Source organism: Pseudomonas sp. FFUP_PS_473 (assembly GCF_002858665.1).
Lineage (GTDB): Bacteria > Pseudomonadota > Gammaproteobacteria > Pseudomonadales > Pseudomonadaceae > Aquipseudomonas > Aquipseudomonas defluvii.
This window is the reverse complement of sequence record NZ_PJQQ01000094.1, coordinates 1-1,190: the sequence shown is the minus strand read 5'-3', so window position 1 is coordinate 1,190 and position 1,190 is coordinate 1. Positions and strand designations below refer to the sequence as shown.

Annotated in this window: 1 protein-coding gene; it reads left to right on the top strand. The window is 54.1% G+C overall.

Annotated elements, in window-relative coordinates; genetic code table 11:
* The first annotated feature begins 74 nt into the window (after positions 1-74).
* Positions 75-1,052 (top strand): IS5 family transposase, encoded by a 978-nt coding sequence (locus tag CYD26_RS24725; protein WP_102053913.1) that lies wholly within the window; start codon positions 75-77, stop codon positions 1,050-1,052.
* Positions 1,053-1,190: the final 138 nt, after the last annotated feature.

Genomic DNA, 1,190 nt, shown 5'->3' with positions numbered 1-1,190 from the left:
CTAAGGAAACTCTGAAAAAGGCTTCGAGATTTGGTGAAATACCCGCCTCACAGGAATCGAACGGTTGAGTCCCGATGAAACAGATGTCCTTCGCCGATGCTGAGTACGCCGGCAAACGTAAGCAGACCCGCCGTGAGCGCTTCCTGATCGAGATGGATCAGGTCGTGCCCTGGAAGGGCTTGATTGCCTTGATCGAGCCGCATTATCCGAAAGGTGAAGGCGGTCGTCCGGCGTATCCGTTGCTGGCCATGTTGCGGGTTCATCTGATGCAGAACTGGTTCGGCTACAGCGATCCGGCGATGGAAGAATCACTCTATGAAACGACGATTCTGCGCCAGTTCGCGGGGCTGCATCTGGATCGAATTCCCGATGAAACCACGATCCTCAACTTCCGGCGCTTGCTGGAAAAACATGAGTTGGCGGGCGGGATCTTGCAGGTCATCAACGGCTATCTGGGTGACCGTGGCTTGATGCTGCGCCAAGGCACGGTGGTCGATGCGACGATCATTCATGCCCCGAGTTCGACCAAGAACAAGGACGGCAAGCGCGACCCGGAAATGCATCAGACGAAAAAAGGAAATCAGTACTTTTTTGGTATGAAAGCGCACATCGGCGTCGATGCCGAATCCGGCTTGGTGCACAGCCTGGTGGGCACGGCGGCGAATGTGGCGGACGTGACTCAGGTCGATCAGTTGTTGCATGGTGAGGAAACTTACGTGTGCGGCGATGCAGGTTATACCGGTGTGGAGAAGCGTGCTGAGCATCAGAACCGCACGATGATTTGGTCGATTGCCGCGCGTCCCAGCAGCTATAGAAAGCACGGAAAAAAGAGTTTGATCGGGCGTATGCGACGCAAGATCGAATACGCCAAAGCGCAGGTGCGGGCCAAGGTTGAACATCCCTTTCGCGTGATCAAGCTCCAGTTTGGCTACACGAAAGTACGCTTTCGTGGCTTGTCGAAAAACATCGCCCAACAGACAACCTTGTTCGCATTGTCGAACCTGTGGATGGTGCGAAAACGGTTGTTGAATGCGGGAGAGGTGCGTCTGTAATGCGGGCTGATCGCCCTGAAACAGCACGATAAGAGGAAAGAGCCGTGAATTAAAGACAAGAAGGGTCTGTTTTTCGGCCGACTTGGATTTTTTGAACCTCAAGCAGCGAGGGCCTCAAAAATCGGTGGGTACTTCAGA